The organism is Streptomyces sp. NPDC088194 (genome assembly GCF_040702025.1).
Classification (GTDB): Bacteria; Actinomycetota; Actinomycetes; order Streptomycetales; family Streptomycetaceae; genus Actinacidiphila.
Genome location: NZ_JBFBIV010000070.1, coordinates 12,671 through 33,823, shown reverse-complemented (window position 1 = coordinate 33,823; position 21,153 = coordinate 12,671). Strand labels below are relative to the sequence as shown.

Here is a 21,153-nt window from a genome sequence, read left to right as displayed (position 1 = left end):
AACTCCCCTCACTGCGAACGGTGTTGGGCACTCCGCTTCGACCGAATGGCCCCCGAAGAACCGGTTGGCCACCTCACGTGCCTCTCACGGCTCACGGCATCCAGTGCTTATCTTCATCACACCGTGAGTCGGTCACGGAGAGTATCCGATCAACCACACGAAGGAACAGACATGCGCATGATCCAGAAGGCAGCCGTCGTGGCCGCCGTGCTCGGCACCATCGGCTTCGCCGGCGCCGGCGCCGCCTTTGCCGGCGACCACGGTGGCAGCGAGTACCAGGTGTCGCAGAGCACCTCGTGCAAGTCGCACGACCTGAACCTCGACGTCCTCGGCGAGGTCGGCGTCCTCAACGGCCTGCTGGGCAACGCGCTGAACGGCGAGGGCAACCCGGGCGCCCAGGCCACCAGCCTCGGCTCGACCATGGGCTGCAACAACAGCGCTTTCTGAGCGCTGTCGGAGTAGCTGAACCCATGGACGCGGCGGGCCCCACCATCACGGCCCGCCGCTTTCATGCGCCCCTTCAGAAGTACCGGTGCGCATGGGGCCCATGACAGCGCCATCGCACCGCGCATCGTCAACCGTGCCTGACCCAAAACATGGAGCATGACATGCACAAGATCTACAAGGCGGTCGCCGTGGCCGCCATGCTCGGCAGCTTCGGCCTCGTCGGCATCGGCACCGCCGCCGCGTCCGACAACCCCGGCGGAAACAAGTTCAACGTGCAGCAGAGCACCTCGTGTAAGTCGCACGACCTGAACCTCGACGTCCTCGGCGAGGTCGGCATCCTCAACGGCGCCCTGGGCAACGCCCTGGGCGGCGAAGGCAACCCGGGCGCCCAGAGCTCCCAGCTCGGCTCGAGCATGGGCTGCAGCAACAGCGCCTTCTGAGCCAGACCAGCCCAGTAGGTACCAGATGGGTCCCGGAATCCACGGCCGAACCCCGGCCTCTCGGGCGCCGGGGCCCATCCTCACGGAGATCAGTTGAGACCGGACACCGGTGCTGGTCCGAGTGTGACACCGACCACGAAGGAACACGGCACATGTTCAAACACACGAAGAGCGCGGCCCTCTCCGTGCTCGTGGGTGGCCTCTCGTTGGCTTGCGTGGGTATCGGCCATGCCGTTGCCGCGGGGCCGTCCACCAACTGCACGCGTGACGCTCAGGGGAACGACACCTGCGTCACCAAATCCGAGAACACGTACACCAGCAAAGACGGCACCTACCACCTGCAGCAGCAGCAGGACTGCACCAACGTGTCGCGTCAGGAGCCCCAGACACCGCAAGTCGCGGTGGGGCAGCCGGGGACGACGCAGATCGGGGCGGTCGTCGACTGCTCCAACCACGCGCCGGCACCCGAGGGATTCAAAGCACCTGACATCTCACGCTAGTGCCGTGGCGGGCACTCGCCGCCCCCACGGATGAGGCGCGGCGGGCCGAACCCCGTCCACTGCGTCCCCGTCGACAGATGGCCGGACCCGGATCGTCCCCGGGCCCGGCCATCTGTCGTGCACCCCGGCGGCCTCGGCGCGCGCTCCGCTTCGCGTGCGCCTCAGACCGCGGGCCGGAACACGGTCACGTGGTCCTGCCCAGCCACTCGATCGGGTTGGTGTACGAAAGACCGGTGAGTTGCTGGTCGGTGCAGAACCTGGTGATCAGGTCGGAGAACTCCGAGATCCGCTCGACCGGCGCCAGATGGTCGGCGTATTTGATGGTGGTGAAAGCGGCCCGCGGAAGGGCCGCGGCGACTGCACGGCCCATCGCCGGTGTGCAGAGCGTGTCGTACTCACCGGTGCACACCAGGATCGGCACGGCGGGAACCGGCTCGTCCCGGTACCAGTCGTGGGTCATCAGCCGCGCGTTGTGCTCCACCGACTTGTTGATGTCATCCTCGGACTGCGCCATGAACTGCCCGTAGAGCAACCGCGAGACCGCCTGGTGCTTGTAGACCACACCGGTTCCGGGAGGAGACATGAACTGCTCCACCAGTTCGGAGGCGATCTGCGCCCGGTCGCCGAGTTCGAGCATGCGCGCCCACCGCGGGACAGCGGAGGAGTAGTGCGCCGGGATGGCGGTGGTCATCCCGACCAAGCCCAACTTCACCAAGCGGTCGGAGTAGTGCTGCGCGTATCGCAGAGCGATGGCCCCGCCGAAACAGCTGCCGATGACATTCGCCCGGTGAATGCCCAGTTCCTGCGTCATGTGGTGCACACAGTCGGCAAGGAAGTCCATCCCGTAGCTGGCGGGGAGGAAATCCGCACTGCCGTAACCGGGCAGGTCCACGGTGATGATCGTACTGCATTCGGCCAGCCACTTCTGGTGCCGCAGCCACGCGAAGCGGTTCTGCGCCGAACCGCCCAGCAGCACCAGCGGTTCCGTCCGGGGGTTGTCCTGACGAACAATGCGGCAGTGATACGCAAATCCCTCGAAGACCAACGTCCTTTCCTCCGACTGCGCTTGGGCAGGTGCCCCGGAGTCAGGGCGGGGAACCGGCACAGATGTGTCCTGTGACGTGCTGATGTCAGAGCGCATAATGTCTCCGAGCGCGCGCGAAGAATGGGGAACCGAACACCATGATCCACCCTTTGGAGCATGGAGAGCCCAATCTCACCCACGGTGGGCGTGTCGGAACCCGCCCATGCGATCCGGACTTTTTCCCGTCCCGTACTCGGCCATTTCCCGGACGGTCGGCAATCGGGAGTCTTTTACGAGGTGGGGCAACTCGGGATCGCCGCCGATCACCGTCGAACAATTCCCCCAGCGCCCGACGCGTCGAACTGGCCGCCGCGGCAATCCGCTTCGGCCAGCGGGGGCGGCTGACCTCGCCGGCCGCGCGGTCGGCCGACCTCGCCCGCTGCTCAGTCGCGCACGCGAGCCGTGGAGTAGAGGTGGCTGTCGAGGAAGGACTCGGCTGCCAAAGTGCGGCCTACGATGATGACGGCGGTCCGGCGGATTTCCGCGTCGTGGACCTGTTCCGCGATGCTGCCGAGGGTGCCGCGCAGCACCACCTCGTCGGGGCGGCTGGCGAATGCCACGACTGCGGCCGGGCACTGAGCACCGTAGTGCGGCGTCAACTCGGCGACGACACGGTCGACGTAGCCGGCGGCGAGGTGCAGGACGAGCAGGGCGCCGCTGCGGGCGAGGGTCGGCAGGTCCTCACCGGGCGGCATGGGCGTGGCCCGCTGCGCCACCCTCGTGAGGATCACCGTCTGCCCGACCGCCGGCACCGTCAACTCCCGCTTGAGCGCGGCAGCGGCCGCGGCGAACGCGGGCACCCCGGGCACCACTTCGTACGGCACCCCGGCCGCGTCGAGCCGGCGCATCTGCTCGGCCACCGCGCTGAACACCGACGGGTCCCCGGAGTGCAGCCGCGCCACGTCGTGGCCGTCGCGGTGCGCCCGCACCAGCGCCTCGGTGATCCCGTCGAGATCCATCCGCGCGGTGTCGACGAGTTCGGCCCCGGCCGGGCAGTCGGCGAGCAACTCGCGCGGCACCAGGCTCCCGGCGTACAGGCAGACCTCGCACGAGGCGAGCAGCCGCGCACCGCGCACCGTGATGAGGTCGGCGGCGCCGGGCCCGGCGCCGATGAAGTAGACGGTCATTCGTCTTCCGCTTCTGCTGGATCGGCCGGCTTGACCACCGACCACTGGGTGACCGGCATCGCCTGACGCCAGCCGGTGAAGGCGCCGACGGGTGCGGCGTGGGCGACCGAGAGCCGTACGAGGTCGCCGCCGCGGCGGCGGTAGTGGGCGGCGAGCAGCGCCTCGGACTCCAGGGTGACGGTGTTGGCCACGAGCCGGCCCCCCGCGGGGAGCGCGTCCCAGCAGGCGTCGAGGAGGCCGGGCGCGGTGAGGCCGCCGCCGACGAAGACCGCGTCGGGAGAGGGGAGTTCGGCCAGTGCGGCGGGTGCGGCGCCGGTGACGACCCGCAGCGCGGGCACCCCGAGCCGTGCGGCGTTGGCGGTGATCCGGGCGGCCCGTACCGGATCGCGCTCGACACCGACCGCGCGGCAGGAGGGGTGCGTACGCATCCACTCGATCGCGATCGAGCCGGAGCCGCCGCCGACGTCCCAGAGCAGTTCGCCGGGCGCGGGGGCGAGCGCGGCCAGCGTGACGGCGCGGACATGGCGCTTGGTGAGCTGCCCGTCGTGGTCGTAGCTCTCGTCCGGCAGCCCGGGCACCGCGCCGAGCCGCCGCGCGTCCGGGGCGCGCCGGCACTCGACGGCGACGACGTTGAGCGGGTCGCCGGGTGCGTGCGGCCAGCCGTCGGCGGTGCCGTCGGCCGCGACGCGCTCGCGGGCACCGCCCAGTTGCTCCAGCACCCGCAGCCGGCTGGGCCCGAAGCCGCGGTCGCGCAGCAGCGCGGCGACCTCGCCGGGGGTGGCGGCGCCCGCGCTGAGCACGATCAGCCGACGGCCGTGGTGCAACGCGGCGGCCAGGGCCGCCGCCGGGCGGCCGACGAGCGTGACCACGGCGGTGTCCTCGACCGGCCAGCCGAGCCGGGCGCAGGCGTAGGAGACCGACGAGGGGTGCGGCAGCACCCGCAGCGCTTCCGGGCCGAGCACCTCGGCCAGGGCCCGGCCGATGCCGTGGAAGAACGGGTCGCCGCTGGCCAGCACGGCGATCGCGCGGCCGTCGTGCGCGGCGAGCAGCGCGGGCACGGCGGGCCGCAGCGGCGAGGGCCACGGCACCCGCTGCCCGGCGCACTCCGGTGGCAGCAGGTCGAGTTGGCGCGGGCCGCCGATCAGCGTGTGCGCGGCGCGCAGCGCGGCACGGGACGCCTCGGGCAGCCCGTCCCAGCCGTCGGCGCCGATGCCGACGACGGTCACCGGGGTGGGGTCGGAGCTCACGCGGACACCTCGGGTCGGGGAAGCGGCAGGTCAGCAGGACCTTACCGACCAGCCGCCGACCCCGGCCCGCCGGGTGCGCCGGGCCCGCGGCCCCACGGTCCGCCGCCAGGAGCAGCTGAGCCTCCGCCCGCGGTGCCCCGCGCGGTCCTGCCTGCGGCTACGCCCTCGGCTCCGGCCCGAGGCCGTAGGTGAGGTAGGCGAACTGGCCGAACTGCTCGACCGAGGTCAGGGTGAGCCGGTCCGACTCCAGCCGGCGCGGCAGCAGCGGGGCGCCGCCGGTCAGGATGACCGGTGCGACGCCGAGCACCAGCTCGTCCAGTACTCCCGCGTCGGCGAACTGCCCCGCCAGCTCGCCGCCGCCGACCAGCCAGATCGTACGGTCGCCGGCGGCCGCGGCCATCGCGTCGTGGACCGGCCGGACGTCGCCGCGCACGAAGGTGATGTCGATGCCGGGCACGGGCGGCAGCTCCCGGTGGGTGAACACCCAGCAGGGCGTGTCGCCGTACCAGCTGCGCCACTTCTCGGGCTGCCGCAGCATCTCCTCGTGCTCCAGCATCCACTCGTAGGTGGTGGCGCCGAGGGCGAAGGCGCCGACCGCCTCGAAGAACACGGGGAAACGGGCCCCGCCCTCCCCGCCGTGGTCGGCCGTGAAGAGCCAGTCGAGCGATCCTGCCTCGTCCACGATCCTGCCGTCGATGCTCGTCGCGGTGAAGTACGTCGTCCTGGGCATCGCCTCACCGTAGCGGCGGGCACTGACAGCGGGGCATGCCGACGGGCCGCCGGCGAGGGGGGAAGGCCGGCGGCCCGTGCGGGGTGGAGCGGGCCGGTTCGGCTCGCGGGGCGAGCGTCACCGGCCGATGGCCGGGAAACGGCCGGGGGTGGCTCAGTGGTTGGCCACACCGTTGCCGGAGAGCACCGGGATGTTGCTGAGCACGTGCGAGAGCGGCTCGTCGCCCTGCGCCTGGGTGGAGTTCTCGGTGCACTGCTGGTTCTGCGGCGACGTCAGCACGTTGACGTCCTGGACGGTGACCGGGATGACACCGATCAGCGAGCCGACGTTGGCCTTCACCGGCACGCCGAGGCAGGGCTTGTTCAGGGTGCCCTGGACCAGGCCGATCTGCGGGCTCTGGGTGCCGCCGGTCTGGGTGTTGCCGTACGCCTGCTCGGCGCCGTTGCCGTTCACCGTGGTGGTGCCCGCATCGTTGCCGATGGCCATGGCCTGCGGGGCGGCGGCGGCACCGACGGCGGCGACCGACGCGGCGAGAGCAGCACCGGCAAGCATCTTCTTGATCATTTTCGTCCTTTTTTAGGTGCTTGGTGCACTGTTCTGGAAGGTCTGGAGCAATCTGGTCAACTGCCCCAACGAGGTTTGGTTCCGGCCTTTCACTCCGACGGGGGATAAGCCGGGCGGGCGGAAAGGACGGGAAAGTCGGGAAGGCGGCAAGTGAGCGGCGTCAGCCGAGCGGCAGGCCGTTCGTCGGCAGCCCGCCGAGCAGCGAACCGGCGGGCAGCCCCCCGGTGGCCTTGGCCAGCCCGGACAGCGCGGAACCCGCGATGTCGGTGCCGTTCTGCGCCGTCTGCAGGGCGGAGCCGACGGGCGTCGCGTCGGCGATCTTCTGCAGCGGCTGCTCGTTCAGCGCCTGGTCGACACCGCCGTTGATGCTCGTGGGCATCGTCGACATGTTGCCCACAGAGACGGGGGCGCCGCCGGCGCCCTCGGCAAAGGCGGGTGCGGCCATTCCGGCCGCCATCACCGATCCGGCCACTGCCGCCGCAACCTTTGAGTACTTCACTTGTCACCCTTTCCTAAGCCGAGAGCCGACGGCCCGGCCCTGGGGAGGGCGAGTGCCGCGGGACACCGTCGGATGCCGAAGTCCGGCGCCGTGTACAACGACCACGCCGATCCGCAGGCAACGGAAATCACACCGCATCGGCCGACAATCACCCTTACGTGCAGAACAACGGCGCGGTCCTGCTGTCAATCGCCTTTCCGGGGCGCATTCCTCGATACGCCGCCGGAACGGTTTCAGCGCGTTCGGGCCGTGGCGCGCGCCGCATTCGAGGCCGCGTGGGAGCGTCGGTACAGCAGCGCTCCGCCCATGAGCAAAGCGGCTCCGGCCGCTCCCGCGATGCCGAGTTCGCGGTTGTCCAGCCCGGTCTCCGCCAGCCGCTGGTGCACCACGACAGGCTTGGCCGGGGACACGGGGGGGACCTTCTCGGTGCGCGGCGGCGCCTGGGGCGCGGGGGTGGTGGGCGCAGGGGACTCGTCGTTGCGGCAGGAGTTGCCGAACGCCGGGTTCAGCAGCCCGGCCGCGTCCACGGTGTTGCCGCACGCGTTGATGGGCGCGTGCACCGGGACGTCCACCGAGTTGCCCGACAGGATGCCGGGCGAACCGGCCGCGGTGCTGTCGCCGCCCGCATCGGCGTGGGCAGCACCTCCCGCCACGGCCAGGACACTGCCCGCGGCAGCAACGGTGAGCAGGCTCCGGCTCAGGATCTGTCGCATCGACTCTTCTTTCCGCATTGCTACTCCAGAGGCGCGCGGCTCTTCCGCGGCCCCGACAGACGCCCCGGAGCGATCATCCGTGCCGCACTCCGGGGCGGTACCTGATCAGGGCGCTGTCACGACCCGTCAGGCAGACGTCAGTGGCTGTCGGCGTTGACGCACGTGTTGCCGAACGAGGGGTTCAGCAGCGCGATCACGTTGACGGTGTTGCCGCACAGGTTGACCGGCACGTGCACCGGGACCTGGACGACGTTGCCCGACAGCACGCCCGGCGAGCCGGCGGCGACGCCGCCGGCGCCGGCGCTGGCGAACGCGGGGACAGCGGCACCGGCTGCCATCAGGGTGCCGGCGGCGACCGCTGCGACCTTCGAGTACTTCACGGTGGACTCCTTTTCCGGAAACGGCGTCGTGCACCGCCACGGCTTTCGTGACGGCCCGCCGGGCAATTCCACGCCCGAGCACACCGCTGCCGACCGGACCAACGAGCGTCCTGGTGTCGAGGAAACTCCCCGATCGCCACCGGGGCACACTATCCACCCGAATGGGCGGTGTAACTCGCCGAAATCCCGGAATCCCGCGCCGCCCCGATTCCGCCCGGGCCGTTCCCTTTTCCGCACGGCGACGGCCCCGGTCCGCCCGACGGAGACATCGGGGGCCGGGGCCGTACACGACCGAACGAGGCCGGAGCGAGCCGGTCGGGAACCGGTCGTAAGCGGGTCGCGATCCGGTCGGCGGCGAAAGCGCGCCGATCAGTGGATCAGTGGTTGGCCGCGCCGTTGCCGGACAGGATCGGCAGGCCGTCCAGGATGTGCGAGAGCGGCTCGTCACCCTGCGACTGGGTGGAGTTCTCGGTGCACTGCTGGTTCTGCGGCGACGTCAGCACGTTGAGGTCCTGGACGCTGACCGGCACGACACCGATGAGCGAGCCGAGGTTCGCCTTGGCCGGCAGGGCGATGCAGGGCTTGTTGAGCGAACCCTGGATCAGCGCGAACGACGGGCTCATCACACCGCTGGTGTAGGTGTTGCCGTAGTTCTGCTCGGAGCCGTTGCCGTTGGCGGTGGTGGTGCCGTGGTCGTCGCCGATGGCCATCGCGCCGGGGGCGACCGTCGCGGAGACACCCGCGAGCGAGGCCGCGACGGCGGCCGTGGCGAGGATCTTCTTGATCACGATAGGTCCTTCTGGGAAGAGAGGGTGGCCCCGGTACCAGGGCCAGTCTGATCAACAGCGCGACAGCCGGTTGGTAATGAACCTTCACCCGAACGGATAGCCCCGGTCACCATGCGGGACGCATTCCCTCACAAGGGTGATTGCCGATCTCCGACGCTGACACCTCGTCGCGTGGGTGAAATCCGATGGTCATAAGAAACGGCCAGCTCAGAGCGACTGCCGGCGGCGCCGCGCGTCCTGCGCGCGTTACCCGGGGTCGTCTGCGACCGTGCTGTGAGAATTCAGAGCGATTACCTGACAGGCACCGCATTCGTTGAGTGCACGCGGCCCGTTGATCAAGGTTGGTCCAGCGCTCCGGGCGATCAGCCGGAGCCGATCGCCGGGCCGTGGTACCGACCGGACTTCGGACTTCCCCGGGTCCCGGAGAGAGGGAACGGCGCGCGATGCCGCAAGACCATGACGACCAGGCCCCGTTGACGACGGGGACCGCAGCGGCCGGGGAAGCCCGGCTCGACGGGCTGACGGTGCTGCACGTCGCGCAGCCGGTGGACGGCGGGGTGGCCCGTGTCGTCGCCGACCTGGTGCGCGCGCAGGCGGCGCGGGGCGCACGGGTCGTGGTGGCCTGCCCGCCCGGCGGCGACCTCGGTCCGGCCGCCGCCGACGGTGGCGCCGAGGTGGTGGCCTGGCCCGCCCGCCGTGCGCCCGGCCGCTCGCTGCCCGCCGAGGTACGGTCCCTCGCCCGGGTGATCCGCGCGGTCGGCCCCGACCTGCTGCACCTGCACAGCTCCAAGGCGGGGCTGGCCGGCCGGCTGGCGGCCCGGGGCCGCGTCCCCACCGTCTTCCAGCCGCACGCCTGGTCCTACGACGCGGTGTCCGGCCCGACCGCCTGGGCGGTGCTGCGCTGGGAACGCGCCGCCACCCGCTGGACGCACCGCGTGCTGTGCGTCAGCGGCGCCGAGCGCGACTCGGGGGCCCGGCACGGGGTGCGCGCCGCGTGGGCGGTCGTGCCCAACGGCATCGACACCGAGCACTTCCGGCCGCCGCTGCGGCCGGCCTCCGCGCGGGAGGCGCTGCCCTCGCTCGCGGACCTCGGCGCCGACGCGCCCGTGGTGGTCTGCGTCGGGCGGTTGTGCCCGCAGAAGGGACAGGACGTCCTGCTGCGGGCCTGGCCCGAGGTGACCGCGCGGCTGCCCGCCGCCCGGCTGGTGCTGGTCGGCGACGGCCCGGACCGGCAGCGGCTGGTGGGCGACGCGCCCCCGGGTGTGCTGTTCGCCGGGAACGCGGCCGACCCGCTGCCCTGGTACCAGGCCGCCGACGTCGTGGTGCAGCCCTCCCGGTGGGAGGGGATGGCGCTGGCCCCGCTGGAGGCGATGGCGTGCGCGCGGCCGGTGGTGGCCACCGACGTCGACGGCGCCCGGGAGAGCGTGCCGGCCGCCGACACCGAGCTGTGCGTCGTGCCGCCGGGCGAACCGGCGCCGCTCGCGGCCGCGTTGCTGCGGCTGCTCACCGACCCGGCGACCCGTGCCGCCGCCGGCCTGCGCGCCCTCGCCCACGTCCGCGCGCACCACGACGTACGCGTGTCCGCGGCGGCCGTCGGCGCGCTCTACACGGCCCTCGCACCGCACCCGGCGCGGCCCGGCGCGAACTCCCCGGCCACCCACCCGGACCGCGAGGTCGAGGTGCCCGCCCGGTGAACCGCGTGAACCGCCCCTCGACCCCGGACCACTCCGCCCTCCCCGAGGCCGCCGCCCCGCCGCCCTGGCCCGAGACCGGCCTGCCGCCGTACGGTGACGCGGCTTACGGCGACGCCGCGTACGGCGATACGGCATACGGCGACGCGGGATACGGCGCGGGCTACGGTGCCACGGCCGGACCCGGCGCCCCCTTCGGCGACTTCGCTCCTTCCGCCGCACCGGCCGGACCCGGGCAGGCCGGGTCCGGGAACGGCCGCACGGCGACCCGGGCGGCCCGCCCCGGCCGGACCGCCAAGGCAGCTCAGGCAGCCCAGCCGGGACAGACGGGTCAGACAGCGCAGGCGTCGCAGACGGCGATGGACCCGGGCAGGTGGCAGACCGCGGCGGCCGACCGTGCTTCCGACGCCGACCTGCGGGTGGTCGTCCCCCAGCCGCAGATCCGGCCCGCCGCCGGCACGTGGCCCGAGCCCGACGCGGCCCCGGGCCGGCACCCCGCCACCCCCGGACGCCCGGCCGAACCCGCCTCGCAGGAAAGGCCGTCGAGCGCCGAACGGCTGCTGTCGCCGGGCGTCGTGCTCGCCGCGGCGGACTGCCTCGCCGGCCTGGTCGGGCTCTGCGCGGTCGGGCCCTTCGGCGCGCCCGTGCTGCCCGCGGTGCTGCTGTGCGTGCTGCTGGCCGCCCACCGAAGAGCCGGCCTCTACCGGCCGGGGCTCACACCCACCGCGCTGGACGAGGTGCCCGCCATCGCACTGGGCACGGTGCTCGGCTGGGGCCTGGCCGCCGCCGCGACCGCCGCGACCGAGCCGCGCGGCGCGCTGAGCTGGCCCGAACTCCTCGACGCCACCGCGCTGACCGGCTGCGTGGCCGTCGCCCTGCGTGCCCTCGTCCATCGCCTGCACCGCACCCGCGCCCGCCGCGCACCCGCCCCGACCCTCGTCGTCGGCGCCCCGAACGCGGCCGAGCAACTCGCCGCGACACTGCGCGCCCACCCCGAGTACGGCCTCGCCCCGGTGGCCGTCGCCACCCCGGCGGACCACGGCGGTCCCGCCGAACACGGCCTCACCGCCGCCGATTTCGCGGCCCTCGGCGCCGAACCCACCCTGGAGACGGCCTCGTTCGGCCCGGCCGGCGCACGCGTGGACGTCCCGCCGCACCCCTCGGCCTCGCCGTCCGTCCCCCTCGCCGTCCAGGACACCGTCCCGGTCCCCACCCACGGCGCACCCGACGCAAGCACCGCCGACACCGGCCCCGCCCTCGCGTCGATCCCGCGCCTCGCCGTGACCGCCGCCGCGGACATCGCCCGGGTCGCCGTGCGCGACGCGGTACGGCACGTGGTCGTGGTCGGGCCTGCCGGGCCCGCCACGGCGGAGGCCGTCGCACTGCTGGCCGCGCGGGGCTGCCGGATCTGGCAGGCCGACCAGGACGGACCGCGACCCGGCAGCGGACCAGGCGGGGCCGGGCGGATCGAGCCGGCCCACCTGTGGGGCTACGCCTACCGCCCGTTCACCGACAGGACCCGGCAACGGCCGTACGGCAAGCGGGCGCTGGACATCGTGCTCGCCGGACTCGCGCTGACCGCGGCGGCCCCGATCCTGGCCGGCTGCGCGCTGGCCGTGCGCCTCGCGGACGGCCCCGGCGTGCTGTTCCGGCAGGAGCGGATCGGGCTGGGCGGACGGCCGTTCACCGTACTGAAGTTCCGCACCCTGCGCCCCGCCGACGACCACGAGGCAGCGACCTTGTGGAGCGTGGCGCACGACAGCCGCACCAGCACCGTCGGCCGGCTGCTGCGCCGCACCTCGCTCGACGAACTGCCGCAGTTGTGGAACGTGTTGCGCGGCGACATGAGCATGGTCGGCCCGCGCCCCGAACGCCCTTTCTACGTGCAGAAGTTCAGCGCCGAGCTGCCCGGCTACCAGGACCGGCACCGGATGCCCGCCGGGATCACCGGCCTCGCCCAGGTGAACGGTCTGCGCGGCGACACCTCCATCCCGGACCGGGCCAGGTTCGACAACCACTACATCGAGAGCTGGTCGCTGTGGCAGGACGTCGCGATCCTCGTCCGCACCGCGACCTCGCTCTTCCGGTTCGGCGGTAGCTGATGACCCTGACCCTCGCGCCGTCCGGCCGCACCCGCGGCGCCGGCCCCGCCGGCCGCCACGACGGCGCCGTACGACACCACCTGACGCTGCGTCATCTCGCGTCGTACGCGCACCTGCTGCCCGCCGTCGCCACCATCGCGCTGCTGGCCGCGCCCGTCGCCCCGGGCAACGTCAGCACCTCCGGCAAGGTCACACCGGCCGACGCCGCCTCCGCCGTGCTCGTACTCGCCTGCGCCGTACGCCTGTTGCGCGACCGGCGGCGCCTGCTCAGCCCGGCCGCGGCGATCGTCCTCGGCGCGCCCGTCGTCGGCTTCGCGGTCGCCGCGATCGCCTCGCCCGACCCCGGTGCCGGCGTGACCGGATTCGTGCGCTACGCCCAGGTGTTCGTGCTCGTGCCGGCCGCGCTGGTGCTCCTGCTGCGCGACCGGCGCGACTTCGCCGTGGTCGCGGGCGCGGTGGTCGCCCTCGCCCTGGTCCAGGGCGGGATCGGCGTGTGGCAGTACGCCACCGCGACCGGCGCCTCGTACCAGGGCGAGGACATCCGAGCGGTCGGCACGTTCGGGCCCTCCGACATCATGGGCATGGCCACGGTCGTCGCGTACGGGCTGGTCATCTCGGTCGGCTACGCCCTCGCGCCCGGCCGCCGCGCGGTCCGCACCGGGGCGGCGGCGTGCGCGGCGCTGCTCCTGGTGCCGCTCACCGTCTCCTTCAGCCGCGGCACGTGGATCGCCACCGCGCTCGCGCTGGCCGCGATGACCCTGCTCGCCGGATGGCGGCAGGCGGTACGCGTCTTCGCGGTGCTCGCCGCCTGTGCGGTGCTGCTGGTCGGCGGGGTCGGCGTCGGATCGCAGCTGATCACCCAGCGGCTCGCCAGCATCACGCAGGTCACCGACGCGCCCGACCAGTCCGTCACCGACCGCTACACCCTCTGGTCGGCGGCGCTGTCCATGTGGCGCGAGCACCCCGCCACCGGTGTCGGCCTCAAGCGCTTCCCCGACGAGCGCGACTCCCACGCCTCGCTCGCCCTCGACTCCGGCAGCGACACCGCCGGCGCCGGGCAGACCTTCACCCGCGAGCCCCTGCTCTCGCCGCACAACATGTACCTGCTCGCCCTCTCCGAGCAGGGCCTAATCGGCTGCGGCCTGCTCACCGGCTCCTGGGCGGCCCTCCTGGCCGGCGGCGCCGCCCGCCTGCACCGCGCCCGGCGCGCCTTCCGTACCCGCGGCGCCTTCCACGCCCGCACCGCCATCGCCCCCGGCCTCGCCGCCGTCGGCCTCCTCCTCTGGCAGGCCGTCGACTTCCTCTACGCCGACATCGGCGGCCCCTCCACCCCCCTCACCGCCGTCCTGCTCGGCCTCACCGCCTGGTGGTCGCTCAACTCCACGGACGAGCCCGCCCGATGAACGACAGGGAAGCAGGGTTCGTCAAAGGCGCCCGGGGCACCCCTCAGGACGTCTGGACCCACCCTGCCGACGCACCCGAAGCCGCGTGCCCGCCGGCCGTGTTGGCGTACCCCGGCACCGAGCCCCCCGACGTGTGGGCGCCCCCGCCCGAGCCGATCGACGTACCGCCGCCCCGGCCGCGCGACCCGGGCCCGGCCCGGGAGCCCTCCTCCCGGATGGCCCACGCTGCCGCGGCCACCGCTGGGCTGAGCATCGCGGGCTCCGTCCTCGGCCTCGTCCGCGACCAGGGCATCGCCCACCTCTTCGGCGCGGGCGCGGAGAGCGACGCGTTCCTCGTCGCGTGGACCATCCCCGAGATCGCGGCGACCGTCCTGATCGAGGACGCCATGGCCCTGCTGATGGTGCCCGCGTTCAGCGCCGCCCTCGCCCGGGGCGAGGGCCCGCACGCCCTGATCCGCGGCAGCCTGCCGCGCCTGCTCGCCGCCCTGGCGCTGCTGACCGCGGCGCTCGCGGCAGGCGCCCCCTGGGTCGTACACGTGCTCGCCCCCGGCATCGCCGACCCGGCCACGGCGGTGGCCTGCACCCGGCTGACCGCGCTGACCGTCCTCACCTTCGGCGTCGCCGGCTACCTCAGCGCCGCGCTGCGCGCGCACCGCCGCTTCGCCGCGCCCGCCGCGATCTACGTGGCGTACAACACCGGCATCGTCGCCGTGCTCTTCGCGCTGCACGGCAGGTTCGGGGTACGGGCGGCCGCCGCCGGGGTCGCGGTCGGCGGCGCGCTGATGATCGCGGCGCAACTGCCGTCCTTCCTAAGGGTGTTGCGGTCCACGCCGACCAGACCGGCCGGGCCGCGCCCGGACAACCCGCTCGGCCTGGCGCTGCTCGCGCCGGTCATCGTCTTCACGCTCAGCCGCCAGGCGCAGGTGCTGGTCGAGCGGTTCTTCGCCGCCCCGCTGCCCGCGGGCGCCATCTCGCACCTCAACTACGCGGAAAAGGTCGCCCAGTTGCCGATGTCACTGTCGGTGATGATCGTGACGGTCACCTTCCCGGTGCTGTCGCGCGCGCTGGCCGACGGCGACCGCGAGCAGGCCAGGCGCCGGGTCGAGCGCGACCTCGCGCTCGCCTGCCTGGTGGTGCTGCTCGGCACCTCCTACGTCATCGCCTGTGCCCCGCAGATCATCGAAGTCCTCTTCCAGCGAGGTGAGTTCACCGCCGTCGACACCGCGGACACCGCCACGGTGATGCGGGTCTACGCGCTCGGCCTGCTCGGTCAGAGCCTGGTCGGGGCACTGGTCCGGCCGTACTTCTCGGCGGCGGGCCCGACCTGGTACCCGGCCGCCGCGATGGGGCTGGGGCTGGCGGTCACCGCGGCCGCGGACGCCGCCGCGGTCGGGCCGTGGGGCGCGTACGGCATCGCGGCCGGCAACGCGCTGGGCATCACCGTGACCGCCGCCCTGCTGCTGCGGGGCCTGGGCGCGCACACCGTCGCCGTCCGGGTCGCCGCCGTGGCGCCCCGGATCGGGCGGATCGCGCTGGCCGCGCTGTGCGCCACGGCCGCCGGCTGGGCGCTGGCGCACCGGCTGCCGGACCCGGCGGTGGCCGCGGCCGCCTGCGCGGTGGCGGTGCCGGTGGTGTTCGCCGGCGCCGCGCTCGCCGCCCGGGTGCCCGAAGTCCCGTACCTGCTCGCCACCGTCACACGGAAGGGCCGCCCATGACCGCTGACCTCCTTGCCCCCGCGGGCGTCCACGCCGGCCGCCGGGCGCCCTGGACGCTGATGTACCACTCGGTGGGCGACCGCCGGGCCGGCGACCCCTACCTGGTCACGGTGACCCCGGAGCGGCTCGCCGGACAGCTGCTCTGGCTGCGGCGGCGCGGCCTGACCGGCGTCGGCATGCGGCAGTTGCTCGCCGCCCGCGCCCGCGGCCGGGCCGGCCGGCTGGTCGGGCTGACCTTCGACGACGGCTACGCCGACTTCCTCACCGACGCGGTGCCGCTGCTGCGCGCGCACGGCCACACCGCCACCGTGTTCGTGCTGCCCGGCCGGCTCGGCGGCACCAACGCCTGGGACCCGGACGGCCCGCGCAAGCCGCTGCTGACCGCCGACGGCATCCGCGCCGCGCACACCGCCGGCATGGAGATCGGCTCGCACGGCCTGCTGCACCGCGACCTGACCGCTCTGGACGACGCCGATCTCGACCTCGAACTGACCGAGAGCAGAAGCCTGTTGACCGACATCACCGGCACCGCCCCGGCGGGCTTCTGCCACCCCTACGGCGCGGTCGACCCGCGCACCGCGCTCGCCACCCGGCGGGCCGGATACGACTACGCCTGCGCGGTCGACCCCGGGCCGGTCGCCTGCGGCCACGCCCTGCCGCGCACCTACGTCGGCCAGGCCGACAACTCCCCCCGGCTGCATGCCAAACGGCTGCTGCACCGGCTGCGGCGAGCCGAGCTCGCCACCCTCCCCGCCGTGCCACAAGGAGGCGACGCATGAAGGTCCTGCACGTCATCACCGGCCTCAACGTCGGCGGCGCCGAGCAGCAACTCCGGTTGCTGCTGCGGCACCTGGACGCCAAGTGCGAGGTGGCCACGCTCACCGACCCCGGCCCGGTGGCCGACGCGATCCGCGCCGACGGCGTGCGCGTGCACGACCTGCGGATGACCGGCAACCGCGATGTCGGCGTGCTCCCGCGCCTCACCCGCTTCATCCGGGCCGGCCACTACGACGTGGTGCACACCCACCTGTACCGGGCCTGCGTCTACGGGCGGATCGCCGCGCGGCTGGCCGGGGTGCACACCGTCGTGGCCACCGAGCACTCGCTGGGCGCCACCCAGATCGAGGGCCGGCCGCTGGGCCTGGGCACCCGCACCCTGTACCGGGCCACCGAGCGGCTCGGCCACGGCACCCTCGCGGTCTCGGCGACCGTCGCGGAACGGCTGGTGTACTGGGGCGTGCCGGAGGCGCGGGTGCACCTCGCGCCCAACGGCATCGACCCGGACCGGTTCCGCTTCGACCCCGAGGTACGCGCCGAGGCCAGGACCCGGCTCCGTATCCCCGTCGGCGCGTACGTGGTCGGCGGGGTGGGGCGGCAGGTGCCCGGCAAGCGGTTCGACGCGCTGATCCGGGCGGTCGCCGAGGTCCCGGACGTGCATCTGCTGCTCGCCGGCGACGGCCCCGAACGGGTGCCGCTGCTGCGGCTCGTGCACCACCTGAACCTCCAGCACCGGGTGCACGTCGCCGACTCCAGCGGCCCGGAGGTGCCCGGACTGCTCGCCGCGATGGACCTGTTCGTCTCGGTCTCCGCCGAGGAGGCGTTCGGGCTCGCGGTGGTCGAGGCGCTGGCCGCCGGACTGCCCGCGCTCTACACGGCCTGCCCCGCCGTGGAGGACGTGCCGGCCGAGGACGCGCCCGGTGCCTGCCGGATCGACCTCGGCGAACTGCCCGCCGCCCTGGCCGCGGAGCACCGCGCGGGGCCGCGCCGGCTGCCCGCCCCCGCGGCGGTCGAGTACTACCACATCGCCCGCACCGCGCAGCGCGTCATGGCGCTGTACGCGCAGGCGGGCGAGCGGCGGGGCCTGCGGCGGCGCGGGTCCGGTCCGGCCGCGACCGTACCGCGCCCGGCCCGGGCCGCCGGTTCCCAGCCGGCGCCGCGACCGGTCTCGCAGCAGGCCGCGCAGCCGCTCTCGCAGCAGGCGGCGGCGCCGGTTCCGCAACCGCCCGCGCAGCAGGCCGCCCCGCCGGCCTCCCGGCAGGCGCCCGGCACCGTACCCGGGGCCGCCGCCGAACCCACCACCCCGACACCCGCGCAGAAGTGAGACACACCGTGACCCACACGGACGACATCAACGACCCGCAGGACCGCGGGCGGCGCACGCCGCGACGCGCGGTGCCGCGCTGGCTGCCCCTGCCGCTCGGCATCGGCATCGGCCTGCTCGGCGGCATCGGGTACGGCCTGGTGGCCACCCCGCAGTACGCCGCGACCAGTTACGTGATGGTCGTACCGCGGCAGGGCACCGACTCGCCGACCGCGCTCGGCTTCGCCCAGGCGTACGGCCGGATCGTCACCGGCTCCGCGGTGCTGGCCGGCGCGCAGGCCGCCACCCACACCGCCGCCGGGGACCTGAAGAGCCATGTCCAGGCGGCGACGTCGCCGGACGCCCCGATGATCTCGGTCACCGGCAGCTCGTCCAAGGCCGGCACCGCCGCCTCCATCGCCAACGGCGTGGCCCGCTCGCTGGCCGCCACCGGCAACCGCGACTCGGACAGCACCGGCGTCCGCCTGCTCCTCTTCTCGCCCGCCGCCGCGCCCGCCGCGCCGTCCTCCCCGTCGGCGGCGCTGTCCGGCGCGGTCGGCGCGAGCGCGGGCGGGCTGCTCGGCGCGCTCGTCCTCCTGGTCCGGCCCAGGCGCGAGGAGGACGCCGCCCACCCGGCCCGCACCCCGCTCCCGTCGCCGTCCGCCGCCCCGTCCGCCTCCGCTTCGCCGTCCTCGTCCGAGCCCCGGCCCGAGCGGGCGGCGGTGTGACGGTGGAAGGCCCCGACACCGCGGCGCCGCCGGCCGCCGTCCGCCCGCCGCACCCCAGAAGCGCGGCGGACGCAGCCGGTGCGCCCGACCCGCTCGGCACACTCGACGTGCGCATCTGCCGCGACCCCGACGAGTTCGCCGCGCTCGCGCCCGAGTGGACCCGGCTGCACCGCAGTTGCCCCCGCGCCACCCCGTTCCAGAGCCACGCCTGGCTGCACTCCTGGTGGCTGTCGTACGGGCGGCAAGGCCGGCTGCGGGTCGTCCTGGTCCGGCGCGGCGGGAGCGGCGGGACCGAAGAGGGCCGCCGGGAGGGCGAGTTGGTGGGCGCGGTCGCGCTGATGCGCACCTACCGCCCGCTGCCCGCGCTCGTGCCGCTCGGCGGCGCCATCACGGACTACTCCGACGTGCTCATCGCCCCCGGCACCGCGGGAGCAGGCACCGAAGCGGACACCGAACCCGGCGCGGACCGTACGGACCGTACGGGTGACGGCGCCCGGCGCGGCGACCCGGTGGCCGCCGCCCTCGTCCGCGGGATGCGCCGGGCCGCCCGGGGCGGGGTCGTGGACCTGCGCGAGGTGCCGGCGGGCGCGGCGGCCGAGCGGGTGTACGCCCTGTGGCCCGGCCCCAAGCGGCGGCTCGCCGACTCCGAGTGCCTGGAGCTGCCCGGCGGGCCCATGCCCGGCCTGATCGCCCGGGTGGGCAGCTCGCGCGGCCAGCGCATCCGCGCCCATCTGCGCAAGATCGACGCCTCGGGCATCGAGGAACACGACGTGCCCGCCGCCGACGTGCCCGCCGCCATCGGCACGATACTGCGGCTGCACACCGCCCAGTGGGAGGGCCGGGGCGTCACCCCCGAGCACCTGCGCCCCCGCTTCGCCGCCCATCTCGGCCGCGCCTGCGCCCGGATGACCGAGTCCGGCGAGGCCCGGCTCACCGAGTTCCGGATCGGCGGCGAGGTGGTCGCCGCGAACCTCACCGTCCTGTCACCGACCCTGGCCGGCGGCTACCTCTACGGCGCCGACTTCGCCGCCCTGCACTCGGCGAAGGTCGACCTCAACACCCTGCTGATGCGGCACGGCGCCCGTCTCACCACGGCCGGCGACCGCCCCGTCCTCAGCATGATGCGGGGCGCCGAACCGCACAAAGCCCACTGGCGTCCGCTCTCGGTCCCCAACTCCCGGCTCCTGCTGGGCACCCGCCGCGCCCTGCCGTCCCTCCTGGCCCGCCGGGCCCTGACCGCGGCCCGGGTCCGGCTGCGGGAGGTACGCCGCAGGCGCCGGCGGTAGGCCGCCCGCCGGACCCCCTCACAGCGCGCTGGTCGGCCCGGGGGACGGGGTGGCCGCGGGCGGGGCGGGAGCCGCGGGGGCAGCCGGCGCCGACCTGCGCGGCTTGAGCCGTACGCACACCTGCCCGCTGGCGTAGGACTGCTTCATCACCTCGCTGAGCGGCATCGGCACGCAGGTCTCGACGGGCACGGACGTGGGCGCGGTGCCGGTGCCGGGGGAACCGGTGCCATGGGTGGGGGCCGGGCTGGGGGACGCGGACGCGGGGGTGGCGATCTTCCGGCCGAAGAGCAGCGCCCGGTACACCTTCGCCGCGTTGGGGTTCTGGTCGCACTGCCAGACGCCGTGCGGGCAGTAGTCGGTGATCGTCTGGTAGAGCGGGTGGTGGGTGATGATCCAGGTGAGCATCAGGCTCATGTAGTCGGCGTCGTCGCCGTTCCTGAACAGACCCCACTCCGGGTAGGAGATCGCCTTCCGGTGCGCGGCGGCGAAGTCGACCTGGGCCTGGAGGCCGTACGGCTCGGTGACCTGCTCGTGGAAGTCGGTGCCGGGCGGCTGGTCGTAGGAGTCCATGCCGATGACGTCGACGGTGGAGTCGCCGGGGTAGCACGTGGTCCAGGCGATCGCGTCCCGGCCGCGGTTGGGGGCGAAGTCGAAGCGGAAGTGCTGGCCGGGCACGGCGCGCATGGCGGTGACCACCCGGTTCCAGTACGCCTTCCAGCCCGCGGGGTCCGGGCCGCAGCGGTGGGTGTAGGTGGTGCCGTTCATCTCCCAGCCGAGCACGATCACGGTGTCGGGGACTCCGAGCCGGACCAGCCGCCGGGCGAGCTGGGTGAAGTGCGCGTCGAAGGCGCCGCTCGCGCCCTGCTCGATCAGGTCGCGCACCTGGTCGTCGGGGACGTGGCCCTCGTTGTCGGCCTGCATCGGCACGTTGAGCACGAACAGCCGGCCGGGCTCGGCCCGGGTCCACGCGGCCCACGGCTGGAGCAGGTCGTCGTCGCCCTCGATGCTGTCCCAGTTGTCGCCCGGCAGGTAGGTGTGGCCGACGTTCACCCGGGTGCCGCCGAGCCAGTTCTCCAGCCCGCCGAGGCTCTGGACGCCCTTGCTGCCGGAGTCGGTGAAGGCGCCCATCGGCGGCAGCCCGTCGGCCGAGGCCGCGGGTCCGCTCGGCGGGACGGAAGGGGTGCGGGTCGCCGTGCCCGACGCGGACGGCAGGGGGACCGCCACCGGGTTCCCGTAGGCGGGCAGACCGAGCAGCCGCCCGGCGGAGTCGTCGCCGAGCGCGGTCGCCGCCACCCCGGACAGCAGCACCGCGGCCGTGGCCGCCGCGACGCTCCCCCGCACCCACCAGTGGTGTCGCTCGGCCATGGCCACTCCTCGTTCGACGGCAAAGGCGCGCCGGACGCGCCGCCTGACCGTCAGTCATAACGTACGAATAAATGGCGCGCGCGGATTCGACAGCTCGGTCGTGACCGTGCCGCGGACTTCGGGTGGGCCTGTTCTCTCGCCCTCTTCCCCGAACTCCCTTGCCCGCAAAGGAATCCTCTCACCCGTCAATAGCGGCCGCGAGCCGCTGGTGATATCACCCGGTCAGGTGAACTTCCGGATCGTCGTTGCCGACCACCGGCCGCG

21 protein-coding genes are annotated in these 21,153 nt (G+C 74.0%); 11 read left to right on the top strand and 10 right to left on the bottom strand.

All coding sequences use genetic code 11. The annotated features are described in order from the left end of the window. Positions 1 to 171: 171 nt before the first annotated feature. The 3 genes from AB0399_RS29990 to AB0399_RS29980 all read left to right on the top strand — a co-directional run bounded on the left by AB0399_RS29990 (position 172) and on the right by AB0399_RS29980 (position 1,387). Positions 172 to 447 carry a hypothetical protein gene (locus AB0399_RS29990; protein ID WP_328466309.1) on the top strand — a complete coding sequence of 92 codons (276 nt, stop codon included), beginning with the start codon at positions 172 to 174 and terminating at the stop codon, positions 445 to 447. A 161-nt stretch (positions 448 to 608) separates the two neighbouring features. Then, positions 609 to 887, top strand: a complete 279-nt coding sequence (locus AB0399_RS29985; protein WP_366413480.1) for a hypothetical protein — start codon at positions 609 to 611, stop codon at positions 885 to 887. Between the two features lie 152 nt (positions 888 to 1,039). Further along, positions 1,040 to 1,387 carry a hypothetical protein gene (locus tag AB0399_RS29980; RefSeq protein WP_329367286.1) on the top strand — a complete coding sequence of 116 codons (348 nt, stop codon included), beginning with the start codon at positions 1,040 to 1,042 and terminating at the stop codon, positions 1,385 to 1,387. A 184-nt stretch (positions 1,388 to 1,571) separates the two neighbouring features. On the opposite strand, the gene AB0399_RS29975 is transcribed toward AB0399_RS29980, so the two are convergent. The 9 genes from AB0399_RS29975 to AB0399_RS29935 all read right to left on the bottom strand — a co-directional run bounded on the left by AB0399_RS29975 (position 1,572) and on the right by AB0399_RS29935 (position 8,519). Beyond that, positions 1,572 to 2,432, bottom strand: coding sequence for an alpha/beta hydrolase (locus tag AB0399_RS29975; protein WP_366413479.1), 861 nt, complete (start codon positions 2,430 to 2,432; stop codon positions 1,572 to 1,574). A gap of 422 nt (positions 2,433 to 2,854) precedes the next feature. Next, on the bottom strand, positions 2,855 to 3,598 hold the full coding sequence (gene cobM / locus AB0399_RS29970) for a precorrin-4 C(11)-methyltransferase (protein ID WP_329367282.1): 744 nt from the start codon (positions 3,596 to 3,598) through the stop codon (positions 2,855 to 2,857). Then, complete coding sequence (gene cbiE / locus AB0399_RS29965) at positions 3,595 to 4,824, bottom strand: precorrin-6y C5,15-methyltransferase (decarboxylating) subunit CbiE (RefSeq protein ID WP_366413485.1); 1,230 nt, start codon at positions 4,822 to 4,824, stop codon at positions 3,595 to 3,597. The genes cobM and cbiE overlap by 4 nt, the downstream gene beginning before the upstream one ends. 178 nt (positions 4,825 to 5,002) lie before the next feature. Further along, positions 5,003 to 5,575, bottom strand: a complete 573-nt coding sequence (locus AB0399_RS29960) for a dihydrofolate reductase family protein (RefSeq protein ID WP_366413478.1) — start codon at positions 5,573 to 5,575, stop codon at positions 5,003 to 5,005. Between the two features lie 153 nt (positions 5,576 to 5,728). Further along, a complete protein-coding gene (locus AB0399_RS29955) occupies positions 5,729 to 6,139 on the bottom strand; it encodes a rodlin (RefSeq protein ID WP_366413477.1) in 411 nt (136 codons plus the stop codon). 160 nt (positions 6,140 to 6,299) lie between these two features. After that, the gene (locus AB0399_RS29950) at positions 6,300 to 6,518 is read right to left on the bottom strand and encodes a hypothetical protein (protein WP_328466323.1); all 219 of its coding nucleotides are present in this window, start codon (positions 6,516 to 6,518) and stop codon (positions 6,300 to 6,302) included. Between the two features lie 353 nt (positions 6,519 to 6,871). Next, complete coding sequence (locus AB0399_RS29945) at positions 6,872 to 7,351, bottom strand: chaplin (RefSeq protein WP_329367274.1); 480 nt, start codon at positions 7,349 to 7,351, stop codon at positions 6,872 to 6,874. 137 nt (positions 7,352 to 7,488) lie between these two features. Next, on the bottom strand, positions 7,489 to 7,731 hold the full coding sequence (locus tag AB0399_RS29940) for a chaplin (RefSeq protein WP_329367273.1): 243 nt from the start codon (positions 7,729 to 7,731) through the stop codon (positions 7,489 to 7,491). Between the two features lie 377 nt (positions 7,732 to 8,108). Then, positions 8,109 to 8,519: a rodlin gene (locus AB0399_RS29935; RefSeq protein ID WP_328466329.1), complete on the bottom strand. Its 411-nt coding sequence runs from the start codon at positions 8,517 to 8,519 to the stop codon at positions 8,109 to 8,111. A gap of 443 nt (positions 8,520 to 8,962) precedes the next feature. Between AB0399_RS29935 and AB0399_RS29930 the strand changes: the two genes are divergently transcribed. The 8 genes from AB0399_RS29930 to AB0399_RS29895 are packed head-to-tail and all read left to right on the top strand — an operon-like array spanning position 8,963 to position 19,524. Further along, positions 8,963 to 10,213 carry a glycosyltransferase gene (locus tag AB0399_RS29930; RefSeq protein WP_366413476.1) on the top strand — a complete coding sequence of 417 codons (1,251 nt, stop codon included), beginning with the start codon at positions 8,963 to 8,965 and terminating at the stop codon, positions 10,211 to 10,213. Next, positions 10,210 to 12,312 carry a sugar transferase gene (locus tag AB0399_RS29925; protein ID WP_366413475.1) on the top strand — a complete coding sequence of 701 codons (2,103 nt, stop codon included), beginning with the start codon at positions 10,210 to 10,212 and terminating at the stop codon, positions 12,310 to 12,312. The genes AB0399_RS29930 and AB0399_RS29925 overlap by 4 nt, the downstream gene beginning before the upstream one ends. After that, positions 12,312 to 13,715 (top strand): O-antigen ligase family protein, encoded by a 1,404-nt coding sequence (locus tag AB0399_RS29920; protein WP_366413474.1) that lies wholly within the window; start codon positions 12,312 to 12,314, stop codon positions 13,713 to 13,715. The genes AB0399_RS29925 and AB0399_RS29920 overlap by 1 nt, the downstream gene beginning before the upstream one ends. Continuing rightward, positions 13,712 to 15,430 (top strand): lipid II flippase MurJ, encoded by a 1,719-nt coding sequence (locus AB0399_RS29915; protein WP_366413473.1) that lies wholly within the window; start codon positions 13,712 to 13,714, stop codon positions 15,428 to 15,430. The genes AB0399_RS29920 and AB0399_RS29915 overlap by 4 nt, the downstream gene beginning before the upstream one ends. Continuing rightward, on the top strand, positions 15,427 to 16,209 hold the full coding sequence (locus AB0399_RS29910) for a polysaccharide deacetylase family protein (protein ID WP_366413472.1): 783 nt from the start codon (positions 15,427 to 15,429) through the stop codon (positions 16,207 to 16,209). Before AB0399_RS29915 ends, AB0399_RS29910 begins: the two co-directional genes overlap by 4 nt. Continuing rightward, entirely contained in the window at positions 16,206 to 17,531 is a 1,326-nt protein-coding gene (locus AB0399_RS29905) for a glycosyltransferase (protein WP_366413471.1), read from the top strand. The genes AB0399_RS29910 and AB0399_RS29905 overlap by 4 nt, the downstream gene beginning before the upstream one ends. Before the next feature lie 8 nt (positions 17,532 to 17,539). Then, complete coding sequence (locus AB0399_RS29900; RefSeq protein WP_366413470.1) at positions 17,540 to 18,238, top strand: lipopolysaccharide biosynthesis protein; 699 nt, start codon at positions 17,540 to 17,542, stop codon at positions 18,236 to 18,238. 2 nt (positions 18,239 to 18,240) lie between these two features. Beyond that, positions 18,241 to 19,524 carry a GNAT family N-acetyltransferase gene (locus AB0399_RS29895; RefSeq protein WP_366413469.1) on the top strand — a complete coding sequence of 428 codons (1,284 nt, stop codon included), beginning with the start codon at positions 18,241 to 18,243 and terminating at the stop codon, positions 19,522 to 19,524. Between the two features lie 18 nt (positions 19,525 to 19,542). On the opposite strand, the gene AB0399_RS29890 is transcribed toward AB0399_RS29895, so the two are convergent. Continuing rightward, a complete protein-coding gene (locus AB0399_RS29890) occupies positions 19,543 to 20,889 on the bottom strand; it encodes a glycosyl hydrolase (protein WP_366413468.1) in 1,347 nt (448 codons plus the stop codon). Positions 20,890 to 21,153 lie beyond the last annotated feature (264 nt).

Excerpts from the sequence above, each read along its gene's own strand:
- AB0399_RS29985 (WP_366413480.1), top strand. The coding sequence starts at position 609 with ATGCACAAGATCTACAAGGCGGTCGCCGTGGCCGCCATGCTCGGCAGC.
- AB0399_RS29930 (WP_366413476.1), top strand. The coding sequence starts at position 8,963 with ATGCCGCAAGACCATGACGACCAGGCCCCGTTGACGACGGGGACCGCA.
- AB0399_RS29960 (WP_366413478.1), bottom strand. The coding sequence starts at position 5,575 with ATGCCCAGGACGACGTACTTCACCGCGACGAGCATCGACGGCAGGATC.
- AB0399_RS29920 (WP_366413474.1), top strand. The coding sequence starts at position 12,312 with ATGACCCTGACCCTCGCGCCGTCCGGCCGCACCCGCGGCGCCGGCCCC.
- AB0399_RS29890 (WP_366413468.1), bottom strand. The coding sequence starts at position 20,889 with ATGGCCGAGCGACACCACTGGTGGGTGCGGGGGAGCGTCGCGGCGGCC.
- AB0399_RS29990 (WP_328466309.1), top strand. The coding sequence starts at position 172 with ATGCGCATGATCCAGAAGGCAGCCGTCGTGGCCGCCGTGCTCGGCACC.
- AB0399_RS29945 (WP_329367274.1), bottom strand. The coding sequence starts at position 7,351 with ATGCGACAGATCCTGAGCCGGAGCCTGCTCACCGTTGCTGCCGCGGGC.
- cobM (WP_329367282.1), bottom strand. The coding sequence starts at position 3,598 with ATGACCGTCTACTTCATCGGCGCCGGGCCCGGCGCCGCCGACCTCATC.
- AB0399_RS29905 (WP_366413471.1), top strand. The coding sequence starts at position 16,206 with ATGAAGGTCCTGCACGTCATCACCGGCCTCAACGTCGGCGGCGCCGAG.
- AB0399_RS29950 (WP_328466323.1), bottom strand. The coding sequence starts at position 6,518 with ATGCCCACGAGCATCAACGGCGGTGTCGACCAGGCGCTGAACGAGCAG.
- AB0399_RS29955 (WP_366413477.1), bottom strand. The coding sequence starts at position 6,139 with ATGATCAAGAAGATGCTTGCCGGTGCTGCTCTCGCCGCGTCGGTCGCC.
- AB0399_RS29915 (WP_366413473.1), top strand. The coding sequence starts at position 13,712 with ATGAACGACAGGGAAGCAGGGTTCGTCAAAGGCGCCCGGGGCACCCCT.
- AB0399_RS29910 (WP_366413472.1), top strand. The coding sequence starts at position 15,427 with ATGACCGCTGACCTCCTTGCCCCCGCGGGCGTCCACGCCGGCCGCCGG.
- AB0399_RS29980 (WP_329367286.1), top strand. The coding sequence starts at position 1,040 with ATGTTCAAACACACGAAGAGCGCGGCCCTCTCCGTGCTCGTGGGTGGC.